Origin of the sequence: Nonomuraea sp. MG754425 (genome assembly GCF_021699195.1) — a bacterium.
Taxonomy (GTDB): Bacteria; Actinomycetota; Actinomycetes; order Streptosporangiales; family Streptosporangiaceae; genus Nonomuraea.
The window spans coordinates 1-18,401 of the sequence record NZ_SSXE01000259.1; the positions used below are offsets into that span (position 1 = coordinate 1).

Here is an 18,401-nt window from a genome sequence, read left to right on the forward strand (position 1 = left end):
CCCCACCGGCCAACCCACCGCCCAATTCACCGCGCGGCCCACTGACCACCCCACCGGCCGGCCCGCCGCGCAGCGCGCCGCCCAGCCCATCGACCAACCCGCTGGCCGGCCCACCGGCCGAACCGCCGGCCAACCCGCCCGCCCTTCCGCCGCGCGCACCTCACCACCGGGGTCGGCCTGGGGCGATCGGGGGCTGCTCGTGCTGCTCCTGTCCGGCACGCTGTTCGCGTTGATCTACATGCAGGTCGGGATGGCGCTGCCGCTGGCGCTGACCCACCGCGGCCTGCCCGCCGCCGACGCGGGGCTGCTGTCGGCCGTCTCGGCGATCGTCATGGTGTGCTGCCAGCCGCTGCTGAAACGCACCGCCGCGCTCTCCCATCACGCCGCGATGACCTGCGGCTACCTGCTGCTCGCCGTGGGCCTGGCCGGTTACGCCGTCGCGGACGGCCTGCCGGGGCACCTGGCCGCCACGGTGGTGTGGAGCGCCGGCGACGTGCTGATGTTCGGACGCTCCTACGCCATGGTCGTCAGCATCGCCCCCGAGCACGCGCGGGGCCGCTACCTGTCGGTCTTCGGCACGTCGTGGGGCTTCGCGACCGTCCTCGCGCCCCTGTGCGGCACGCAACTGCTCGAACACGCGGGACCGGCCGGGTTGTGGGGCGGCCTGGCCGCCACCAGCGTGCTCCTGGCGGCGGCGCAGCTCACGGTGATCAGGCCCCTGCTCCGCCGGCAGAGCGTCCCGGCGGGCGCACCCGGGACTCCCGCCTCCGCCGACAGCCCGCTATAGTGGGCAAATGCCCATAAAAGTGGGCACACGCCCGCTCGTCGAGGCCGAGCGGGCGCCGTCCCAGGCGAGAGGGGCCGAGCGGCGATGCCGACCGGGGTGCACCTGCGCGACCCACGCGACCAGCTCTTCAGCGCCGCCGAGCACGTCCTGCTCCACGACGGCCCCGACGCGCTGACCAGCCGGGCCGTCACGGCGCGGGCCCGCTGCGCCAAGGGCGTCCTGCACCGGCACTTCGCGTCCTTCGACGCCTTCCTCGCCGAGTTCGCGCTCGACCGCATCGACCGTCTGCGGGCCGGGGGCGACGCCCTGCGCGCGTCCGCCGGCACCGGCACCGTGGCCGGCAACCTCACCGGCGCGCTGCCCGGCCTGTTCGGGCCGGCGGCGATGCGGCTCGTCGTCCTCGCCGCCTTCCACCACCAGGTGCGCGCCCGGCTGCGCGCGGCCGGGCCGGTCGGCGGCGTCCCCGTGCTGGCCGAGATCGCGGCGATCGTCGCCGCCTACCTCGCCGCCGAACGGGACCTGGGCCGCCTCACGGCCGACGCCGGGATCGCCGCGCTCGCCCGCACCCTGACCGGAGCCGCGCACCTGCTGTTCGCCGGCTCGGACGACCCCCCGCCCACGGCCGGGGCCGTCCGCGAGGTCGTCACCATCGTCCTGGCCGGCGCGCTGCCCGCGACCGGCTGACCACTCACCTTGGAGCACTCATGACCAGCGCCGACGCGGTGATCACCGCACTTCGCACCGAACACGACGCCCTCGCCGCACTCGTGGCCGCCTTCGGGGACGACGACCTGGCCCGGCCCTCGGGCGCGGCCGAATGGGACGTCTCCCAGGTGCTGAGCCACCTCGGGAGCGGCGCCGAGATCGGCCGCGCCGCCCTCCTGGCCGCCCTCGACGGCAAGCCGGCGCCCGGCCAGGACACCATGCGGCAGATCTGGGACAGATGGGACGCCATGACGCGCGAACAGCGCGCCACCGGCTTCCTCACGTCCAACCAGACCCTGACCAGCCTGTACGAGTCACTCGACCCCGCCACCCGGGAGAGCCTGCGCGTCGAACTGGGCTACCTGCCCGCGCCGCTGGACCTCGCCGCGCTCGGGCGGCTGCGGCTCAGCGAGGTGGCCCTGCACGCCTGGGACGTCCGCGTCGCCTTCGACGAGCACGCCGTCCTCGGCACCGCCGCCGTCCCGGAGCTCCTGGACGGCCTGCCCGGCCTCATCGGCCTGGTCGGCCGGCCGGAGCCGCTCGGCGGCCGGCGGGCGACCGTCCACGTCACCACGACCGGGCCCGCGTCGGAGCTCACGCTGCACCTCGACAGCCCGGTCAGCGTGCGGCCCGGCGTTCCCGGCGCGGCCGACGGCACACTGCTGCTGCCCGCCGAGTCGTGGCTGCGGCTGGTGGGGGGCCGCCTGGGAGCGCGGCACACGCCGGACGGCGTCCTCACGACCGGCGCCGCCGACCTCGACCTGCTGCGCCAGGTCTTCCCCGGCTACTGAGCCCCCAGCACGACGTGAAAGGCGCACACATGAGCCGGCACCCCCTGTGGCCCACGACCGGCGCGGCCACCATCACCGCCTTCCCCGTCCGGGGCGACGGCCCGGCCCCGGCGATCGTGGTGTGCCCGGGAGGCGCCTACCACCACCTGGCCGAGCACGAGGGCGCCCCGGTGGCCCGCTGGCTGAACTCGCTCGGCGTCGCCGCGTTCGTGCTGCGCTACCGGACCGCGCCGCACCGTCACCCGCTGCCCCTGCTCGACGCGGCCAGGGCGGTGCGCTGGGTGCGGTACCACGCCGCGGCGACCGGGGTGGACCCGGCCAGGGTGGGGGTGCTCGGCTTCTCGGCGGGCGGCCACCTGGCCGGGCTGCTCGCCACCGAGACCGGCCCGATGCTGACGGATGGCCCGCACGACGCCGTGGACGAGGCCGACCCCCGTCCGGGGCTCGCGGTGCTCTGCTACCCGGTGACCGCGCTCACCGGCCCGGCCGCGCACCGGGGCTCGGCCGACAACCTGCTCGGCGAGCGGGCCCCCGAGCCGATGCGCGCCGGGCTCTCCCTGCCTCTCCGGGTGAGCCCGGCCACGCCGCCCGTGTTCCTGTGGCACACCGCCGACGACGAGTCCGTGCCCGTCGACAACAGCCTCGCGCTCTCCCGGGCGCTGGCCCGGCACGGCGTTCCGCAGGAGGTGCACGTGTATCCCAGCGGCCGGCACGGGCTCGGCCTGGCCGGCGAGAATCCCGTCGCCGCCGACTGGACCGCGCGGTGCGCGGCCTTCCTGCGCGGCCGGGGCTGGTGAGAGCGGGCCGCCTGCCGGGAGACGGCGGTTCCTAGGAGACGGCGGCGGCCCGCATGCGCTCGAAGTTGGCCGCGTACTGCCGGTAGACGTGCTTGTCGTTCAGCCGCAGCAGCGTCTCGTCGTTGCGGCGCAGCGACGTCTCGTTGTAGTTGTGGCTGCCGGTGAAGACCCGGTGCGCGTCGCGGTCGCCGTCGTAGGAGCCCTCGATGAGCAGGTACTTGGAGTGGACGCGGCCGGGCAGCGCGCCGCCGGAGGCGAGGGTGCTCAGCTCGACGCCGGGCTGCGCGGCCAGGACGGCCCTGACCTCGTCGTCCATGATCCCGTACACGATCTGCACGCGGCAGCCGTCGCCGGCCAGGTCGCGCAGCCGTTCGGCGATGGCGACGCGGTAGGCGTCCCACTCCGACATGCCGACCCTGATCATGGCGCCGCGCCGGCAGGAGACCTTGTCCAGGCTGTCCACGATCGGGTCGCCCTGCGCCTTCGGGAAGAAGTGCGCACGGGCGCTGCGCGTCTGGACGACGCGGTAGTAGTCGAGGTTCTTCCGCTCGGCGGCCAGGTCGGCGAAGTAGGCGTCGTAGGCGGCGTACAGACGCCTGTCGCCGGGCAGGACGACGGCGTTGTTCCAGTAGGTGGTCGAGTTCAGGTCGGTCAGGTTGGCCGAGGACTGCACCACCACGTCGGGGGTCCGGCCGACCCGCGAGAACAGGTAGAACTTGTTGTGCTGGCCCTTGTCGCCGATGCAGGCGGCGGTGCCGCCCGACATGGGCCCGGTGCACACGTGCAGCCAGGAGCGGGCTGCCGGGTCGGTGCCGAGACCGGCCGCGAGCCGGGCCGCCACTTCCGCGCCGCGCTGGTCGCCGTCCAGCACCACCCGGACCCGCACGCCGCGCCGGTGCGCTTCGAGCAGCGCGTCGGCGAACTCGGTGCCGGCCGTCCCGGACATGACGAAGTGGGCGATCTGGATGCTCTCCCCGGCGGGCGTCTGCCGGACGAGGCCGCACAGGGTGCGCACGATCGCGGCGGGGTCGCCGCCGACCGGCTCGCTGAACACCGCACCGGTGCGCACGGCGCTCACGGGGGCGTCGGCGCAGGCGGACGCCTCGGCGGCGGCCGGCCGGGCCCCGGCGAGCCCCGCGAAGGCGACGGCCGCGGTGGCGACCACAGCGGCGCCGGCGGCCAGGACGGACAGGGGCTTGCTCGGCATGCGGAACTCCTCCAGCGTTACGGCCAGCCCTGATCTTCGGTAAGGACTGATCCGAAAGAAGATGGTGGAGCCCGCTCCGGCGATCACGGTGACGTCCCGCCGACGGCCCGCCGAACGGCCGGCGAACATCATCCCGGCCATTACCGGGTCCTGACCATCTCGTTACATGCGCCTTACTCGACAGCTAGCTTTCCTATCGATCAGGAGACTCAACTGACCGTGTCCATATCACTACTTTTAGTAGCGACTGCCTGCCGATCGCCGGAGGAAATATGCCCACGGAGCCGACGGAATCCCGGCTCAGCCTGGACACCCGGGCCGCGCGCAACCTGGCCACGACCACCAAGACCCGCCCGCAGATGCAGGCCATCAGCTCCCGCTGGCTGCTGCGCATGCTGCCCTGGGTCGACGTACGCGGCGGGACGTACCGGGTCAACCGGCGGCTGACGCATCGGCCGGGGCGCGGGCGCGTCGGCGTGGTGCGCAGCGGCGCCGACGACGTGCGGATCGTCCCGGCCACGCTGACCGAGATCCCCGCGCTGCGCGGCTTCGACGACGACGAGGTGCTGACGGCAGTCGCCGGCGAGTTCGCCGCCCGGGAGCTGCGGCCCGGCGACGTCGTCGCCGAGGAGGGCGACCCCGTCACCGGCGCCTGGGTGATCGCGCACGGCCGCGTCGAGCGCCTGGCCACCGGCCGCTACGGCGCCACCCAGTTCCTCGGCGTGATCGCCGACGGCGACCAGTTCGGCGACGACGTGCTCACCGACGACGACGCCCGCTGGCCGTGCACCTTCCGGGCCGCCACCCCGTGCACGGTGCTGTTCGCCCCGCGCGACGGCCTGCGCCGGGTGGCCGACCGCTCGCCGGCGCTGCGCGAACACCTGGCCGGCTACCTCGACACACTGAGCAGGCCGGTCAACCGCCGCGGCGAGGCGGCGGTGCGCCTGGCGGCCGGGCACACCGGCGAGCCGGTCATCGACGGCACGTTCGTCGACTACGATCTGCACCCCCGCGAGTACGAGCTGGGCGTCGCCCAGACCATCCTGCGCGTCCACACCCGCGTGGCCGACCTCTTCAACGACCCGATGAGCCAGATGGAGCAGCAGCTCCGCCTGACCATCCACGAGCTGCGCGAACGCCAGGAGTCGGAGCTGCTCAACAACCCCGAGTTCGGGCTGCTCCACAACACCGACTACGACCAGCGCATCTACACCTGGTCGGGCCCGCCCACGCCCGACGACCTCGACGACCTGATCAGCATGCGCCGCAAGACCCGCCTGCTGCTGGCCCACCCCAAGGCGATCGCCGCGTTCTTCCGCGAGTGCAACAAGCGCGGGCTGGTGGTGGGCAGCACCGAGGTGAACGGCCACGAGGTCCCGGCCTGGCGCGGCATCCCGATCTTCCCCTGCGGCAAGATCCCGATCTCGGCCCACCGCACCACCTCCATCCTGGCCCTGCGTACGGGCGAGGAGGACGAGGGCGTCGTCGGCCTCTTCCAGACCGGCATCCCCGAGGAGTACGAGCCGGGGCTCAACGTGCGCTTCATGGGCATCAACCCGCAGGCCGTGATGTCGTACCTGGTCAGCGCCTACTTCTCGGCGGCGGTCCTGGTACCCGACGCGATCGGGATCCTGGAGGACGTCGACGTCGCCACCCCGCGTACGTGACCCGCCGGCCCGCAGGCACAGGAAGAGGCATGTCATGACAGACTTCGCAACCTCTGCCGTCCCGGCCGGGCCGACGGGGCTGGGCTCGTACACGCTCAGCCTGCGTTCGGCGCTGCGACCGTACCGGCACCGGTTCGAGGAGGGCGACGGCCACGAGCCGCCCGGCCACAGCGGCTCGGGCGGGCGGCGTCCGGTCAGCCTCGCGCCGCTCGGCTACCGGGAGCGCGAGTGGGGCGACGGCACTCACCCCCCGCTCTACCTGCCCGACTCCGACCGGGTGGACGACGTCCTGGGCGCGGAGGTCGACCGGCGGCTGGTGGCATGGGTCGAGCGGATCGGCCTGCACGAGGGGCGGATGGCGGAGTTCGCCTCCACCGGGTTCGGCCGGCTGGCCATGCTCACCCACACCGACACCGACGACCCCGACATGCTGCTGATCGCCGCGCAGATGAACGCCGCCTGGTGGGCGGCCGACGACTACTACGCCGACGAGACCGACCTGGGGGCCACCCCGACGGAGCTGCCGCCCCGACTCGCCCTGGTGCTGTCGGCGATGGACCCGCCGCCGGACGCCGGTGGCTACACCGAGCAGCTCGAAGAGGCGATCACCGCCGACCCGGTGCTGGTCTCGCTGCGCTCGGCCACCAGCCACGCCGGCCGCCACGCCTCCTCGGCGCAGGTCATGCGGCTGTGCAACATCACCAGCCAGATGTACGTGAGCTGGGCGGCCTACGCCGCCTGGCGCTACCTGGAGACGCCGCCGCCGGTCTGGCGCTACCTGGCGGCGCGCCAGCACGACAGCTTCTACACCTCGATGACGCTCATCGACATCGTCGGCGGCTACGAGCTCGCTCCGCACCTGTTCGCGGAGCGGCGCTTCCACACCGCCCTCATGCAGGCCGGCACCGCGAGCGTGCTGGTCAACGACCTGCACTCGGCGGAGAAGGAGGCGGCCGACGAACTGCCCGACTCCAACGTGGTGCTGCTCATCGCCGCCGAGGAGGGCTGCTCGACCCGCGAGGCCGTCGACCGCACGGTCAGCCTGCACAACCAGTTCGTCCGCGGGTTCGAGCAGAGCCAGCGGGAGCTGTCGGCCCTGCCGTCCCCCGAGCTGAAGCGGTTCCTGCGCGGCGCGCAGGCGTGGATGGCCGGGGGCCTCGAGTGGCACGGCAGCACGACCCGCTACCAGTCCTGACCACCATGACCGCGTGTCCCCAACCAGGAAGGAGTCCGAGGTGACCATCACCCCGAATGCCCCCGTTCTGAACAGCCTCTACCAGCAGTCGGTCGCCGACTACTGGAACGCCGAGGAGAACCCCGTCAACCTGCGCCTGGGGGAGGTGGACGGCCTCTACCACCACCACTACGGGATCGGCGAGGTGGACTGGTCGGTCCTCGAAGGTCCCGCCGACACCAGGGAGCTACGTGTCGTCAACGAGTTGCACCGGCTGGAGAGCGCGCAGGCCGACGCGCTCATGGCGCATCTCGGCCCGTTGCGTCCCGAGCACCGCCTGCTGGACGCCGGCTCGGGCCGCGGCGGATCGAGCCTGCTGGCCAACATCCGGTTCGGCTGCCAGGTGGACGGCGTGTCCATCTCCGAGTCCCAGGTCGCCTTCGCCAACCAGCAGGCCAAGGAACGCGGCGTGGACGACCGGGTGCGTTTCCACTTCCGCAACATGCTGGACACGGGCTTCGAGGCCGGCGCGTTCCAGGCGATCTGGAACAACGAGAGCACCATGTACGTGGAGTTGTCGCAGTTGTTCGCCGCGCACGCCAGGCTGCTGCGCCGCGGCGGTCGCTACGTCTGCATCACCGGCTGCTACAACGACGCCTACGGCCTGCCCTCGCGCGCCATCAGCCAGATCAACGCCCACTACATCTGCGACATCCACCCGCGCAGCACCTACTTCAAGGAGATGGCCGCCAACCGGCTCGTGCCGGTCAGCGTCGTGGACCTCACCGCGGCCACCATCCCCTACTGGGAGCTGCGGGCCCGCACCCACCTGGCCACCGGGATCGAGGAGGCGTTCCTGGAGGCGTACAAGGGCGGGAGCTTCCAGTACCTGCTGATCGCCGCCGACCGCGTCTGACGTCCCGGCGGTAGCTGCCGGCCCGGCGGTCGCCCCCTCCCTCCGGCCCTGGTCATGCCCGGCAGCCCCGCGGTGAGTGAGGTGTCCCGGCCGGGCCGCCGGCGTCCGGGCAGGAACGCCGCGATCGCGCAGGCGGTCAGCGACGCACCGCAGCCGATCGCCATGACCAGGCGGAAGCCGGCCGGCGAGGGCGCGGTGAACGTGCCGAACTCCACGGTGAGCCGGGCCAGCACGACCCCGGCGACCGCGCTGGAGACCGAGGTGCCGATGGAGCGCATGAGCGTGTTGAGGCTGTTGGCGGCGGCGGTCTCGGCGATCGGCACGGCGGACATGATGAGCGCGGGCATGGAGCCGTAGGCCAGGCCGATGCCCGCGCCGATCACCGACGAGACGAGCACGAGCTGCCAGGTCTCCGACATCAGCGCCACACCCAGGCCGTAGCCGGCGGCGACCACGAGGGCGCCGGTCATCAGCGTCACCTTGGGGCCGTACACGCGTGACAGGCGGGCCGACATGGGCGCCGTCACGATCATGACCAGCCCGGACGGCGCCAGCACCAGGCCCACGCCGAGCATGGTGGCGCCCAGCCCGTAGCCGGTGGCGGCGGGAAGTTGCAGCACCTGCGGCAGCACCAGCGACATGGCGAACATCGCGAAGCCGAACACCGCCGAGGCCAGGTTGGTCAGCAGCACCTGCCGGCGGGCGGTGGTGCGCAGATCGACCAGCGGCTGCCGGGCGCGCAGCTCCCACCGGCCCCACAGCCCGAGCACCACGACCGTGGCGCCGAGCAGGCCCACCGTGAGAGGGCTCCCCCATCCCCAGTCGGCTCCTTTGGAGACGGCCAGCAGCAGGCAGGTGAGCCCGGCCGCCAGCCCGGCCGCGCCGACCACGTCGAACCGCCCGCCGCCGCGCACCTCCGACTCGGGGACGATGGCCAGCACGAGCGCGGCGGCCACGACGCCGAACGCGGCCGACACCCAGAACAGCACGTGCCAGTCGGTCTGCTCGGCCAGCAGGGCCGCCGCGGGCAGGCCGAGCGCGCCGCCGACGCCGAGCGAGGCGCTCATCAGCGCGGTGGCCGCGTCGAGCCGGTCGGGTGGCAGCTCGTCGCGCATGATGCTGATGCCCAGGGCGATGACGCCGGACGCGGTGCCTTGTAAGGCCCGGCCGATGACCATGGGGGCCAGCGCGTCGCTGAGGCCGCACACGATCGAGCCGGTGACCAGGAGGGCGAGGCTGATCAGCAGCATGCGCCGTTTGCCGTACATGTCGCCGAGCCGGCCCACGACCGGCGTCGTGACGGCGGCGGCGAGCAGCGTCGCGGTGATCGCCCAGGTGGCGTCGGTCGGGGAGGCGTGCAGGAGGCGGGGCAGTTGCGGGATCAGCGGGATCACGACGGTCTGCATGAGCGCGACGACGATCCCGGCGAAGGCCAGCACTGCCACGACAGCCTGCGGTTTGCGGGTTTTGGGCATGAAATCAGACTCCGGGGCAAGATCTACCACGTCAACGGCACAAACCGGGCGCTAACTGGTCCGATGTACCGCGCTGCCGCCGGGCGAAATCCGGTTGCCGGTCGGGCGTCCGGGGCGTGAGGATCAGGTCGTGTGACGAACGCACAGGAGGCCGCCCGGCCGGTGGCGCTGGTGACCGGGGTCGGCCGCACGATCGGCATCGGGGCGGGCATCGCCCGCGGGCTCGCCGCGGACGGCTGGGACGTCGCCTGCACCTTCTGGAGCCCGTACGACGCGCGGATGGACTGGGGCGTCGAGGCGGGGGCGCGCGCGGCCATCGCCGAGGACCTGGCCGGGCACGGCGCCGCCACCGTGGCCGTCGAGGCCGACCTGGCGGACCCGGACACCCCGGCGCGCGTCTTCGACGAGGTCGAGCGCCGGCTCGGCGGGGTCACCGCCCTGGTGATGTGCCACTGCGAGTCGGTCGCCTCCGGCCTGCTGGACACCTCCGTCGAGAGCTTCGACCGGCACTTCGCGGTCAACGCGCGGGCCACCTGGCTGCTGATCCGCGAGTACGGGCGGCGCTTCACCGGCGCGAAGGGCACCGGCCGCGTCGTCGCCCTCACCAGCGACCACACCGTGGGCAACCTGCCCTACGGCGCGAGCAAGGGCGCCCTCGACCGCATCACCCAGGCCGCCGCGCACGAGCTGGCCCACCTGGGCGTCTCGGCGAACGCCGTCAACCCCGGCCCGATCGACACCGGCTGGATGTCGGAGGAGGGGCGGGCGCGATGGTCGGGGATGACCCCGCTCGGGCGGCTCGGCACGCCCCGCGACACGGCCGATCTGGTGACCTTCCTGTGCTCGCCGCAGGGCGGCTGGATCAACGGGCAGCTCCTGCTGAGCAACGGCGGCTTCGCCTGATCGCCCGCGGGCGGTCAGGCGGTCCGGTCCAGGAACGCGGTGACCGCCGCGACGAACGCGGCCGTGTCGTCGAGCCACGGCCAGTGCCCGACGCCGGGCAGCACGACCAGCTCGGCCCGCGGGAACAGCTCCGCGTACGCGGTCGCGGCCGGCGGGGGCGTGTTGAGATCGACCTGCCCGGCCAGCAGCAGCACCGGCACGCCGAGCCCGGCCAGCGCCGCGCGGGTCGCCTCGGGGTCGAAGGCGCCCGGCCCGCCGAACGCGGCGGCGGCCTCGGGGTTCCTGCGGCTGTCGGTGAACTCCTGCATGGCGCGGGCCTCATCGTCCCAGCGGCCGAACAGGAACGGGTCGACGGCCGTCCAGTTCTCGTCGGTGGAGTTGCCGGCCTGGATCTCCTGGAGGGCGGCGAAGCCGGCCGGGAACCAGGGCTCGCCCGCGCGCAGCCGGGCGGTCTCGAGCCGGGTCTCGGAGCTGGGGTCGAGGCCGACGGCCCTGGTGCTGGGGGTGATCAGGAGCAGGCGGGAGACGCGGTGGGGGTCACGCAGCGCCTCGACGTCGCCGACGAGCCGGTCGCAGCGGTACGTGCCCGGGTCGGCGGGCGTGGCGGACTCCCCGGTGCCCCTGGGGTCGGCCAGGATCAGCCGCCGGTGCGCCGGCAGGCCGCCGAGGTCGCCGAGATAGGCGGCGTCGAGCATGGGCCCGCCCGGCAGGCAGACCAGCGGGGCGCCGTCGCCGGACTCGTGGTAGGCCAGGCGGGTCCCGTCGGGGGCGGTGAGAAAGGGCATGGCGAAAATCGTGGCACCGGCGTCGGCCGTGGGGCAATCGGATATCCGGCCGGGGGCATGCAACTTTTGCCATGCGGTGGACTGGGCTAAAGCTCGTTCGCCGGGCGTACGGGAAGGTTGGAGGACGAATCGGCTCAAAGCTCACCGCACCGGGAGATGATCGTGCCCTTCAGAAGCAGCAGCACCACTGCCAAGACGTCCGGCAAGAAGAGGTCGAGCAGCCAGCCGTGGCTGCACGTGGACGGCACCGAGATCCAGGAGTTCGGCACCGTCAGGACGTGGCCGCTCGGCCTGTCCGAGCAGGCCCGCAAGTACGCCTGCGAGCGGCTCAACCAGGTGCTGGCCGACACGCAGATCCTGCACGCCCTGTACAAGAAGCACCACTGGCTGATGCGCGGCCCCACCTTCTACCAGCTTCACCTGCTGCTCGACAAGCACGCGGGCGAGCAGCTCGAGCTCGTGGACACCATCGCCGAGCGGATCCAGACGCTGGGCGGCATCGCGGTGGGCGACCCGCGGCACGTCGCGGAGATCACCTCGGTCCCGCGCCCGCCGAACGGCGCCGAGGAGGTGCCGGCCATGCTCTCGCGACTGATCGAGGCGCACGAGACGATCCTCATCACCGCGCACGACGCCGCCGCCCGCGCCGCCGAGCTGGGCGACGACGGCACCAACGACCTGCTGGTCTCCGACGTGATCAGGACCGGCGAGCTGCAGACCTGGTTCCTGGTCGAGCACCTGGTGGACACGCCGCTGATCGAGACGCCCGGCAACGGGCAGGTGCGCGCGCCGCGCCGGTCCGCCCGCTCGTCGAAGTAGCCGGGGACGCCGCGGGCTCAGTCCCGCGTGGCCGGCTCCAGCCGGATGACGACCGCCTTGGAGGTGGGCGTGTTGCTGTGGTCGGCGACGCTGTCCAGCGGCACCAGCACGTTCGTCTCCGGGTAGTACGAGGCGGCCGAGCCGGGGGTGGTCGGGTAGGCCACCACCGTGAAGCCGGGGGCGCGGCGCTCCACGCCGTCGTGCCAGACGCCGACGAGGTCCACCACGTCGCGGTCGGCGATGCCCAGCTCGGCCAGGTCGGCGGGGTTGACGAGCACGACCCGGCGGGAGCGCCGGATGCCGCGGTAGCGGTCGTCGCCGGAGTACGGAATGGTGTTCCACTGGTCGTGGGAGCGCAGCGTCTGCAGGATCAGGTGGCCGGGCGGGGCCTCCAGCCGCGCGAACGGGTTGCGGGTGAAGACGGCCCTGCCGGACGGCGTGGTGAACACGCGCGCGCTGACCGGGTTGGGCAGGCGGAAGCCGCCGGGCTCGGCCACCCGGGCGTTGAAGTCCTCGAAACCGGGCACGACGCGGGAGATGCGGTCGCGGACGGCGCCGTAGTCGGCCTCGAACGTCTCCCACGGCAGGTCCGGCTTGTCCTCCAGGGTCAGCCGGGCCAGCCGGCTGATGATGGCGACCTCGCTGAGCAGCCGGTCGGAGGCCGGGTGGAGGCGTCCGCGCGAGGCGTGGACCTGGCTCATCGAGTCCTCCACCGTGACGAACTGCTCCACGCCCGCCTGGACGTCGCGGTCGCTGCGGCCGAGCGTCGGCAGGATCAGGGCGGTCTCGCCGCAGACCGTGTGGGAGCGGTTGAGCTTGGTGGAGATGTGCGCGGTCAGCCGGCAGGCGCGCAGGGCCCGTTCGGTGGCCGCGCTGTCGGGGCTGGCGCGCACGAAGTTGCCGCCGACGCCGAGGAAGACGTGGGCGCGGCCGGCCAGCATGGCCTGGATGGCGCCCACGGTGTCGAGGCCGTGCTCGCGCGGCGGCGGGAAGCCGAACTCGCGCTCCAGCGCGTCCAGGAAGGCCGCGGGAGGACGTTCCCAGATGCCCATGGTGCGGTCGCCCTGCACGTTGCTGTGGCCGCGCACCGGGCAGACGCCCGCGCCGGGCCGGCCGATGTTGCCGCGCAGCAGCAGGAAGTTGACGATCTCCTTGATGGTGGCCACGCCGTGCTTGTGCTGGGTCAGCCCCATCGCCCAGCAGACGATGACCTTCCCGCCGGCCAGCACGCGCTCGTGCGCGCGCTCGATCTCCTCGCGGGTCAGGCCGGTGGCGGCCAGCACGTCCGGCCAGCGCACCTCGCGCGTGTGCCGGGCGAACTCGGCGAAGCCGGTGCTGTGCTCGTCGATGAAGCCGTGGTCGAGCACGGTGCCGGGACGCGCGTCCTCGGCCTCCAGCAGCAGCAGGTTGAGCGCCTGGAACAGGGCGAGGTCGCCGCCGGGCCGGATCTGCAGGAACTGGTCGGCGATCTGCGTGCCGCGGCCGACGATGCCGCGGGCCTTCTGCGGGTTCTTGAAGCGCATCAGCCCGGCCTCGGGCAGCGGGTTGACCGCGATCACCTGGCCGCCCGAGCGCTTGGTCTGCTCCAGGGCCGACAACATGCGGGGGTGGTTGGTGCCCGGGTTCTGGCCGACGACGAAGATCAGGTCGGCGTCGTGGATGTCGTCCAGGCTGACGCTGCCCTTGCCGACGCCGAGCGTGTCGATCAGGGCGACGCCGCTGGACTCGTGGCACATGTTGGAGCAGTCGGGCAGGTTGTTGGTGCCGTACGCGCGGGCGAAGAGCTGCAGCAGGAACGCGGCCTCGTTGCCGAGCCGGCCCGAGGTGTAGAACAGCGCCCGGTCGGGGTCGCCGAGGCCGCGCAGCTCGCCGGCGACCAGGCCGAGCGCCTCGTCCCAGCCGATCGGCTCGTAGTGGTCGGAGCCGGGGCGCTTGACCATGGGCTCGGTGAGCCTGCCCTGCTGGTTGAGCCACTGGTCGGAGCGCCCGGCCAGCTCGGAGATCGGGTGCTCGCGGAAGAAGTCCGCGCCGACGCGGCGGGTGGTGGCCTCGTCGGCGACGTGCTTGGCGCCGTTCTCGCAGTACTCGTTCACGTGCCGCCGGTCCGGCTCCGGCCAGGCGCAGCCGGGACAGTCGAGGCCGGCGGTCTGGTTGAGGTTCAGCAGCGTCAGCGCCGCGCGCCGGGGCGAGGTCTGGCCCAGCGCGTACGTCAGCGCGTGGCGCACGCCGGGCACCCCGGCCGCCCACGTCTTGGGCGGGCCGGCCGAGAGGCGCTCGCCGTCCTGATCTCCGACCTTGTCCATGGCTGTCTCACGTCTTCGCGGCTCGGGAATGATTCGACCCTGCTAGAACTGTACTTTTTCTACGGACCGGATCTGACCGGGCGGGCTCTCAGGTCTGCTTGCCGAAGCCGTCGAGCTGCTCGCGCTCCTGCGGCGTGCTCAGCTCCTGGAAGATCGTGATGTGCAGCCCGGCGGGCGCGTCGAGCCGGGCGTTCAGCGACCGCCACGGCGTGACGGTGGGCGGCGCGACCTCCTCCGCACCCGCCTCGACCAGCCGGTGCGTGGTCTGCTCGGCGTCGTCCACCTCGAAGGCGACCCGGAGTCTGGGCGCGACCTGCCGCCCCACCTCGACGTCGTCGATCATGGTCTTCTGGGCCGGGTTGGCGATCTCCAGGGTGGCGCGGCCGGCGTCGAGGATCGCCACCCGCGCGCCGCCGTCGCCGGAGAAGGCGGCCTGCTCGGGCAGGCCCAGGACGTCGCGGTAGAAGGCCAGCGCGGCCTCGTAGTCGTCCGCCTCGACGACCAGCCTGAGCTGGCGGACGGGGTGCTCCTGGTGGGTGGTCATGTGCCGGTCTCCTTCGGGGGACATCGTCGTTGCCCCTCGTCCAACCGGCCCGCCGCGTCACTTCATCCCCGCGGGCACGACCTTTCCGATCAGCCGCGCCCGTACCGGTCCTCGGCCCGCCAGAAGTACCAGGAGCCGCCCACCAGCGCCACGATCGCCCAGACCAGGCACGACAGCCACACCGTCTGCGGCGGGGTGTGGTTGCCGATGAGGATGTCGCGCATCCACTCGATGTAGGAGGCGGCCGGGTTCAGGTACATGACGGTGGCCACCCACTCGGGCAGCCGCGCGCTGTGGACGACCTTGTCGTGGATGGCGAAGAACACCCCGGACGCGTACAGCCAGGTCCGCATGATGAACGGCAGCAACTGGTTCAGGTCCCGCATCGAGGACCCGAGCCGGGCCAGCACCAGCCCCGCGCCGACGTTGAACAGCGTCTGCAGCAGCAGCACCACGGGGATCATCAGCCAGAACCAGTTCGGCGGCTCCCCGGTGACGACCACGATGACCAGCAGCACGCCCATGGAGATGGCGAGCTGCTGCAACTCCTGGATCGTGTACGCCAGCGGCAGCGAGGCCCGCGGGAAGTGCAGGGCGCGGATCAGCGACAGGTTCCCGGAGATCGACTTGGCGCCCGCGGTGACCGTGCGCTGCGTGTAGGTGAAGACGAACATCCCGGTCAGCAGGAACGCCGGATAGTTCGGGATGCCCTTGCTGCCGCCCAGGATGAGGCCGAACATCACGTAGTAGATGGCGGCGTTCAGCAGCGGCGTGATGACCTGCCAGAGCTGCCCGAGCGCGGATCCGGAGTATCGGGAGACGTTGCGCGAGGTCGCGTACGTCAGCACGAAGTGCCGCCGTTGCCAGAGATGGCGGAGGTAGACGGGGAACGTGGGCCGTGCGATGGCGGGCCGCAGCCCGTGCCTGCGGGCCAGCTCCGCCAGCGACCGCGGCGCGGAGTCTTCCACTTGGGTCATGAGCACCTCGAAGCGTCACGGCCGCCGCGCCGGCGGCCTGTGGGTCCTTCCCCTGGGGATCATCCCCCGTCACAGGGGGTTTCGGTCCAGTCTCGGTGCGGAGCGTCGCGGAGGTCGTTACGCGAGGTAGGGCCGTAGCGTCTGGTCGAGGGCGGCGGCCATCGCGTCGGGGAGCGGGCCGTCGCCGGTCAGCGCCCACAGGATGAGCGCCCCGTTGCAGGCCACCTGCACCGCCCGCGCCAGCGGGGCCGGCTCCGAGCCGGCCGCCAGTTCCCCGGCCGCCGCCGCGTCGGCGAGCAGGGCGGCGATCTGGTCGCGGGTGCGGCGGGCGTGCTCGGCCGCGTGCGCGCGGAAGTCGGGGTCGGTCAGGTCGAACTGGAGGAAGCCGAGGCTGCCCGCCGGCTCCTCCGGTATGGCCACGCCTTCGGACCGGCCGATCAGGGCGGCGCGCAGGGCGGCCAGCGGCGAGCCGTGCTCGCGCCGCGCCCGTTCGAACGGCTCGGCCGCGGTGTGCGCGGCGTGGGCGGCGAACGCCAGCAGCAGGCCCCGCTTCGACCCGAAGCGCTGCACCAGCGTGGCCGGGGACAGACCGGCCTGCCCGGCCACCGCGGCCAGGGTGAGACCCTGCGGGCCGTGCCGCCCGATCGCCCGCGCGGTCGCGGCCAGGATGGCCTCGTCGCTGGTGGTGCGGGGCCTGCCCATGGTCGTCCCCCCGAGCTTTAGTGAATGTGCGTTTGCAAACTAGCAGGCGGCCCGCGTCAGGACGGCTCTCCGCCGGCGAGGTCGGGCAGGCGGCGGCGGGCGTGCTGGATGAACGCCCTGGCAGCGGGGCTCGCCTGGTCGTTCTCCCGCCACACCAGCCCCATCTGCCCGCGCAGGCCCTGGCCGCCGTCCTCGTCGAGGAGGGCCAGCACGCGCAGCTCGGACGCCGCCGCGTCCACCGCGGACTCGGGCAGCACCGCCGCGCCGAGCCCGCGCGCGGCCATCTGGCCCAGCACGTGCGGCTCGCTCGCCTCGAACGCCACGTGCGGCGCGAACCCCGCCCGCGCGCACGCGCGCTCCAGGGCCGCCCGCAGCCCCGTGCCGAGCGGCAGGCTGATCAGCGGTAGCCCCTTCAGCCCCGCCACCGTGATCGGCCCCGGCCCGGCCGGCTCCCGCCCGCGGCGCACCGCCACCACGAGCCGCTGGTCCACCACCACCTGCGCCGCCACCCCCGGGGGCAGCGGCCCGCCGAGCCCCAGCAGGCCGAGATCGAACCGGCCGCTGCCGATGCCGTCGAGCAGCCGCGCCGGCTCGGTCTCCACGAGCGAGATCTCCACGGCGGGATGCCGCTCGTGGAAGGCGGCGAGCATACCGGGCAGGTCCAGCACGGACGGCGCGGAGACGCCGCCCATCACGACGCGGCCGCGCAGCAGCCCGATGAACTCGTCGGCGACCACCCGCATCCCGGACACCGCCGCCAGCGCGGCCCGCGCGTACGGCAGCGCCGCCTCGCCCACCGCGGTCAGCCGCACGCCGCGCCCGGACCGGTCGAACAGCGGCTCCCCCATCTCCCGTTCGAGCTGGCGGATCTGGGCGCTCACGCCGGGCTGGGCCACGTGCAGCCGGGCGGCGGCCCGGGTGAAGCCGCCCTCCTCGGCGACGGCGACGAAGTACTCGAGCTGCCGCAGTTCCATGGACAGGAATGCTAGGCCAGTTCCCGGGCCCCGCCCGCCCGGTGGCGGCGGTCAGGAGGGCGACGTCACGCCCGTCACGGCGAAGCGCTCGACCTGCGCGACGTGCCCGCCGGTCGAGGCCACGATGGTGAGCGTCCGGCCGGGCCGGGCCGGGATCGGCAGGCGCGCCGACCAGGGCGCGTCCTCGCCCCCGGCGCTCAGGCAGCAGCGCTGCGCGAGCGGGCGGTCCGCGCCGGGCCGGCCGACCTGGACCCTGATGCTCTCGTCCACGCCGGTGACGCGCCCGCCGACGGTCACGGGGGAGCCGATCTCGGCGCCGTAGGCGGGCTGGGTGAGGGAGAGCGTGGTGTCGTCGGTGCCGACGACCTCCCAGGGCGCGTCCGGCCCCTGGCCGTACCTCATGAGGTGCACCACGGCGGCGACCAGCGGCCGGGAGCCCTCCTCGGCGTGGAAGCCGACGTGCACGCGCGCGTGCCGGCCGGCCGGCACGGTCCGGACGGCGCGGTCGATCTCGGAGAAGCCGAGGAAGTCGCGGCTGAAGGCGATCGCGGTGCGGCCGGCGTCCAGCCGCCACGCCTCGCGGCCGTCCGCCCGGTGGGCGCGCTGCCAGGCGGCGGCCTCCTCGGGGCCGGAGAACGGCCACAGCGGCTGGTACCGGCCGCCGACCAGGCGCTCGCGGGGCCCGGACGGCTGCTGCGACGGTTTCGCGGCGGTCGTCGCCGGGGCGGAGGAGGGCTCAGGGGCCCGGGTGGACGAGGTGGCGGGTGCCGGGCCGGGCGTCACGGCGGCCGTCGAGGGCGGCGGCCCGGCCGTCCCGCAGCCCGTTCCGAGCACGGCCAGCAAGATCAGGGCTCCTGCGGTGAACGGTCTCATGC

The 18,401-nt window shown here is 73.5% G+C and carries 18 protein-coding genes; 9 read left to right on the top strand and 9 right to left on the bottom strand.

Annotated elements, in window-relative coordinates; all coding sequences use genetic code 11:
• The 4 genes from FAF44_RS48370 to FAF44_RS48385 all read left to right on the top strand — a co-directional run.
• Nucleotides 1-787, top strand: a 787-nt coding sequence (locus FAF44_RS48370; RefSeq protein WP_272896057.1) for an MFS transporter, incomplete at its 5' end; no start/stop codon positions are given.
• 84 nt (nt 788-871) lie between these two features.
• Nucleotides 872-1,471 carry a TetR/AcrR family transcriptional regulator gene (locus tag FAF44_RS48375; RefSeq protein ID WP_237110217.1) on the top strand — a complete coding sequence of 200 codons (600 nt, stop codon included), beginning with the start codon at nt 872-874 and terminating at the stop codon, nt 1,469-1,471.
• Nucleotides 1,472-1,491: 20 nt separating this feature from the next.
• Complete coding sequence (locus FAF44_RS48380) at nt 1,492-2,283, top strand: maleylpyruvate isomerase family mycothiol-dependent enzyme (protein ID WP_237110218.1); 792 nt, start codon at nt 1,492-1,494, stop codon at nt 2,281-2,283.
• 29 nt (nt 2,284-2,312) lie between these two features.
• Complete coding sequence (locus tag FAF44_RS48385; RefSeq protein WP_237110219.1) at nt 2,313-3,080, top strand: alpha/beta hydrolase; 768 nt, start codon at nt 2,313-2,315, stop codon at nt 3,078-3,080.
• Nucleotides 3,081-3,111: 31 nt separating this feature from the next.
• Here the strand turns inward: FAF44_RS48385 and FAF44_RS48390 are convergent, their stop codons facing one another.
• On the bottom strand, nt 3,112-4,287 hold the full coding sequence (locus FAF44_RS48390; RefSeq protein ID WP_237110220.1) for a phosphatidylserine/phosphatidylglycerophosphate/cardiolipin synthase family protein: 1,176 nt from the start codon (nt 4,285-4,287) through the stop codon (nt 3,112-3,114).
• A 272-nt stretch (nt 4,288-4,559) separates the two neighbouring features.
• On the opposite strand from FAF44_RS48390, the gene FAF44_RS48395 reads away from it, so the two are divergent.
• The 3 genes from FAF44_RS48395 to FAF44_RS48405 are packed head-to-tail and all read left to right on the top strand — an operon-like array spanning nt 4,560 to nt 8,044.
• Entirely contained in the window at nt 4,560-5,954 is a 1,395-nt protein-coding gene (locus FAF44_RS48395) for a family 2B encapsulin nanocompartment shell protein (RefSeq protein ID WP_237110221.1), read from the top strand.
• A 34-nt stretch (nt 5,955-5,988) separates the two neighbouring features.
• The gene (locus FAF44_RS48400) at nt 5,989-7,149 is read left to right on the top strand and encodes a family 2 encapsulin nanocompartment cargo protein terpene cyclase (protein WP_237110222.1); all 1,161 of its coding nucleotides are present in this window, start codon (nt 5,989-5,991) and stop codon (nt 7,147-7,149) included.
• Between the two features lie 40 nt (nt 7,150-7,189).
• On the top strand, nt 7,190-8,044 hold the full coding sequence (locus tag FAF44_RS48405; RefSeq protein WP_237110223.1) for a geranyl diphosphate 2-C-methyltransferase: 855 nt from the start codon (nt 7,190-7,192) through the stop codon (nt 8,042-8,044).
• Here FAF44_RS48405 and FAF44_RS48410 read toward each other — a convergent pair.
• On the bottom strand, nt 7,930-9,519 hold the full coding sequence (locus tag FAF44_RS48410; RefSeq protein WP_237110224.1) for an MFS transporter: 1,590 nt from the start codon (nt 9,517-9,519) through the stop codon (nt 7,930-7,932). The genes FAF44_RS48405 and FAF44_RS48410 overlap by 115 nt on opposite strands.
• 132 nt (nt 9,520-9,651) lie before the next feature.
• Here FAF44_RS48410 and FAF44_RS48415 point away from each other — a divergent pair, with 132 nt between their 5' ends.
• A complete protein-coding gene (locus FAF44_RS48415; protein WP_237110225.1) occupies nt 9,652-10,422 on the top strand; it encodes an SDR family oxidoreductase in 771 nt (256 codons plus the stop codon).
• A 14-nt stretch (nt 10,423-10,436) separates the two neighbouring features.
• Here FAF44_RS48415 and FAF44_RS48420 read toward each other — a convergent pair whose 3' ends face one another.
• Nucleotides 10,437-11,207, bottom strand: a complete 771-nt coding sequence (locus tag FAF44_RS48420; RefSeq protein WP_237110226.1) for an alpha/beta fold hydrolase — start codon at nt 11,205-11,207, stop codon at nt 10,437-10,439.
• Nucleotides 11,208-11,369: 162 nt separating this feature from the next.
• Between FAF44_RS48420 and FAF44_RS48425 the strand changes: the two genes are divergently transcribed.
• The gene (locus FAF44_RS48425) at nt 11,370-12,026 is read left to right on the top strand and encodes a Dps family protein (RefSeq protein WP_237110227.1); all 657 of its coding nucleotides are present in this window, start codon (nt 11,370-11,372) and stop codon (nt 12,024-12,026) included.
• A gap of 17 nt (nt 12,027-12,043) precedes the next feature.
• On the opposite strand, the gene FAF44_RS48430 is transcribed toward FAF44_RS48425, so the two are convergent.
• The 6 genes from FAF44_RS48430 to FAF44_RS48455 all read right to left on the bottom strand — a co-directional run.
• Nucleotides 12,044-14,329 (bottom strand): FdhF/YdeP family oxidoreductase, encoded by a 2,286-nt coding sequence (locus FAF44_RS48430; protein ID WP_237110228.1) that lies wholly within the window; start codon nt 14,327-14,329, stop codon nt 12,044-12,046.
• 88 nt (nt 14,330-14,417) lie between these two features.
• Entirely contained in the window at nt 14,418-14,873 is a 456-nt protein-coding gene (locus FAF44_RS48435) for a VOC family protein (RefSeq protein ID WP_237110229.1), read from the bottom strand.
• 89 nt (nt 14,874-14,962) lie between these two features.
• Nucleotides 14,963-15,850: an ABC transporter permease gene (locus FAF44_RS48440; protein ID WP_237110230.1), complete on the bottom strand. Its 888-nt coding sequence runs from the start codon at nt 15,848-15,850 to the stop codon at nt 14,963-14,965.
• 117 nt (nt 15,851-15,967) lie between these two features.
• Nucleotides 15,968-16,552 carry a TetR/AcrR family transcriptional regulator gene (locus tag FAF44_RS48445; RefSeq protein WP_237110231.1) on the bottom strand — a complete coding sequence of 195 codons (585 nt, stop codon included), beginning with the start codon at nt 16,550-16,552 and terminating at the stop codon, nt 15,968-15,970.
• Between the two features lie 56 nt (nt 16,553-16,608).
• Entirely contained in the window at nt 16,609-17,526 is a 918-nt protein-coding gene (locus FAF44_RS48450; protein WP_237110232.1) for a LysR family transcriptional regulator, read from the bottom strand.
• A gap of 51 nt (nt 17,527-17,577) precedes the next feature.
• On the bottom strand, nt 17,578-18,401 hold an 824-nt coding region (locus FAF44_RS48455), incomplete at its 5' end, for a hypothetical protein (protein WP_237110233.1).

Coding starts and splice junctions, on each gene's coding strand:
- FAF44_RS48450 (WP_237110232.1), bottom strand. CDS start 17,526: ATGGAACTGCGGCAGCTCGAGTACTTCGTCGCCGTCGCCGAGGAGGGC.
- FAF44_RS48435 (WP_237110229.1), bottom strand. CDS start 14,873: ATGACCACCCACCAGGAGCACCCCGTCCGCCAGCTCAGGCTGGTCGTC.
- FAF44_RS48400 (WP_237110222.1), top strand. CDS start 5,989: ATGACAGACTTCGCAACCTCTGCCGTCCCGGCCGGGCCGACGGGGCTG.
- FAF44_RS48380 (WP_237110218.1), top strand. CDS start 1,492: ATGACCAGCGCCGACGCGGTGATCACCGCACTTCGCACCGAACACGAC.
- FAF44_RS48445 (WP_237110231.1), bottom strand. CDS start 16,552: ATGGGCAGGCCCCGCACCACCAGCGACGAGGCCATCCTGGCCGCGACC.
- FAF44_RS48395 (WP_237110221.1), top strand. CDS start 4,560: ATGCCCACGGAGCCGACGGAATCCCGGCTCAGCCTGGACACCCGGGCC.
- FAF44_RS48430 (WP_237110228.1), bottom strand. CDS start 14,329: ATGGACAAGGTCGGAGATCAGGACGGCGAGCGCCTCTCGGCCGGCCCG.
- FAF44_RS48385 (WP_237110219.1), top strand. CDS start 2,313: ATGAGCCGGCACCCCCTGTGGCCCACGACCGGCGCGGCCACCATCACC.
- FAF44_RS48440 (WP_237110230.1), bottom strand. CDS start 15,850: ATGACCCAAGTGGAAGACTCCGCGCCGCGGTCGCTGGCGGAGCTGGCC.
- FAF44_RS48390 (WP_237110220.1), bottom strand. CDS start 4,287: ATGCCGAGCAAGCCCCTGTCCGTCCTGGCCGCCGGCGCCGCTGTGGTC.
- FAF44_RS48410 (WP_237110224.1), bottom strand. CDS start 9,519: ATGCCCAAAACCCGCAAACCGCAGGCTGTCGTGGCAGTGCTGGCCTTC.
- FAF44_RS48420 (WP_237110226.1), bottom strand. CDS start 11,207: ATGCCCTTTCTCACCGCCCCCGACGGGACCCGCCTGGCCTACCACGAG.
- FAF44_RS48375 (WP_237110217.1), top strand. CDS start 872: ATGCCGACCGGGGTGCACCTGCGCGACCCACGCGACCAGCTCTTCAGC.